Source organism: Kitasatospora phosalacinea, from assembly GCF_000716545.1.
Classification (GTDB): Bacteria; Actinomycetota; Actinomycetes; order Streptomycetales; family Streptomycetaceae; genus Kitasatospora; species Kitasatospora phosalacinea.
Map to the genome: position 1 here is coordinate 1 of NZ_JNWZ01000142.1, position 2,246 is coordinate 2,246.

Here is a 2,246-nt window from a genome sequence, read left to right on the forward strand (position 1 = left end):
GGGTGGTGGTGTCGGTGCGGCTGCGGCGGCTGGTGTGCCCGGTGCTCGGCTGCCCGCGGCAGACGTTCCGCGAGCAGGTCCCCGGCGTCGTGGAGCGCTGCCAGCGCCGCACCAGACGACTTTCCGACCAACTCGGCGCTGTGGTCAAGGGGTTGGCGGGCCGGGCGGGTGCCCGCCTCTCCCGCGCGCTGACGTGCGCAATCTCTCGCTCGGCCGCCCTTCGTCTGCTGATGCGCCAGACGCTGCCGCCCCTTCGCGTCCCGCGCGTGCTCGGCGTCGACGACTTCGCCCTCAAGCGCCGGCACCGCTACGCGACCGTGGACGGCGGCGTCGTCACCACGGTGTACCTGACGCTGGCCCGGGACGCCTCCTACCACTGCACAGACGAAGGGCCGTGGACCAGGACGGGGCGCGCCCCCGAGCCACTGGTGGCGGACCACCGCCCCCTGGTGCGGGCGCTGCTGGCCACCGACCCGGCCTCCTACCGGGGGATGGAGAAGTTGCGCACGCGCAAGGGCGGCCAGGCGTACCACCTGTCCGGACGGCTGCCGGTGGCAGAACTGCGGGAGGCCGTCAGTGCTCGCAGCCTCCAGCGCCTGAGCGCGCACCACATCACCGACTGCGGCACCGACCTCCTCGTCGACACCGATGGCCGGCTCTCCGAGCTCACGGTGGACTGCGTCGGCGACAGCTACCAGCTCACCTCAGTGCTGGACTTGTCCGAGTTCGGCCCTGTGGCCGAACCGAAGGCCCCCACAGATTGATGAACGCCGTCCCGAGCCCTCGCACCAGCCGTCGACGTAGGCGTCCGGCCGGTCGTCGGGGCTGCGCAGGGCGGTGCCGGTGATGCTGCCCTGCGCCCAGTTGAGGACGTCGTACCCGATCCGGGCGATGGCCGCTCGGCCTGCTCGGAGGTGTGGCCGACGGCCACCAGAAGGCTGGCCACCAGGTAGTAGCCGGGGCTGCGCATTCGCGTTCCTTCCTTCGCTGCGCCGAGGGGGCGGCCCTGGTGGGCCGCCCCCTCGGTCGAGTTGTCGGTCGGTCAGCTCAGGTCGAAGTCCTCGGTGTCGTACTCGAAGTCGTCGGCGGTGAATCCACCGTAGGAGCCGCCGTCGAAGTACTCGACGAGAGCTTCGCCGATGATCTCCCGGACCTCGTCCTGGGCGAGGGCGAGGGTGAGGGCGGCGGCCTGGTCGCCGGGGGGATCGAAGTGGATGTCGCGGGCCCGGACGGCGTCCGAGCCCTGGATGTCGAAGGTGCGCGCGCCCGACCGGGCGGAGATCCCCGAGTGGGGCCGAGCTTGGCCAGTTGCTTGGCCTTGCGCTTACGGCCGTTCTCGGTGGTCTGCACGTCGACCGGGTCCAGGCGCAGTTTCTCGCGAAGGCTGCCGGCCGGGTGGCGGGTGCCGTCGACCCAGCGTGCGATGGTGCCCGGGGAGACGCCGTAGGCGGCGGCCATGGTCTTGGTGCTGCCGCCGTACTTGCGCGTGCGGGCCTGTCCGGCCTGGGTGGGTGGGTGGTCTGCACGGTGGCCTTGCGCGAGGGGAACAGCGCCTCGCGGACCTTCCCGAACAGGCCCCGGAATCCGCCGGCCCGCACCACCAGGCGACGAGATCGGAGAAGCACATGATCGGCCGCCACTTCGCGCACTCTTTCTTCGACCAGGAGACCGTCGAGATCCCCCGGGAGATGCTGCGCGAGCTCGTCCAGGACGCCGCGATCCTCTCCCTGACCGACCGCATCACCACCGATGCCCGGGGCCGCTGGGCACAGAGGGAAGCCACCTACGACAGGGCGCGGATCATCGCCCCCGGCGCCTCGGTGAACCTCGCCTCCACGCTGCGGTGGCTGCTCGCCCACCACCCGGAGACCGCCTCCGTCGCCTACGGCGTGATCGCCTTCACCGCCCGCGGGCAGTTCGCGATCCCGACGAGCTTCACCGCCGGCTGGCTGGCCTCGAACATCATCCGGGGCGGCGGCAGCCAGGAACCGCTCCCCGACGGACCCGGCATCAACGCCTTCGTCCAGGCCGCCACGACCGACGAGGCCCTCAAGCAACTGTAGGCCGGCCGACGCGCCGCCGCGGTCCGGCCCACGGCACGGCAGACATCCTCGGGGCCGCACCGGAGACAACCCGGTGCGGCCCCGAGCCGCCTCGCAGGCTCGACGGCAGGACGCCCGCGTACGGCGCCGCCCCGCGCCCCGGGGCGTGCTCGCCTCTCAGGCCGGTGCGGCGGGAAGGTCGCC

At 72.5% G+C, this 2,246-nt stretch carries 1 protein-coding gene and 1 pseudogene; both read left to right on the forward strand.

Features of this window, described 5'->3' with window-relative positions:
• A pseudogene (locus OO48_RS40505) lies at positions 1-320 on the forward strand (ISL3 family transposase); the annotation flags it as partial.
• 1,305 nt (positions 321-1,625) lie between these two features.
• Positions 1,626-2,063 (forward strand): hypothetical protein, encoded by a 438-nt coding sequence (locus OO48_RS33795; RefSeq protein ID WP_033223431.1) that lies wholly within the window; start codon positions 1,626-1,628, stop codon positions 2,061-2,063.
• The last annotated feature ends 183 nt before the right edge of the window (positions 2,064-2,246 follow it).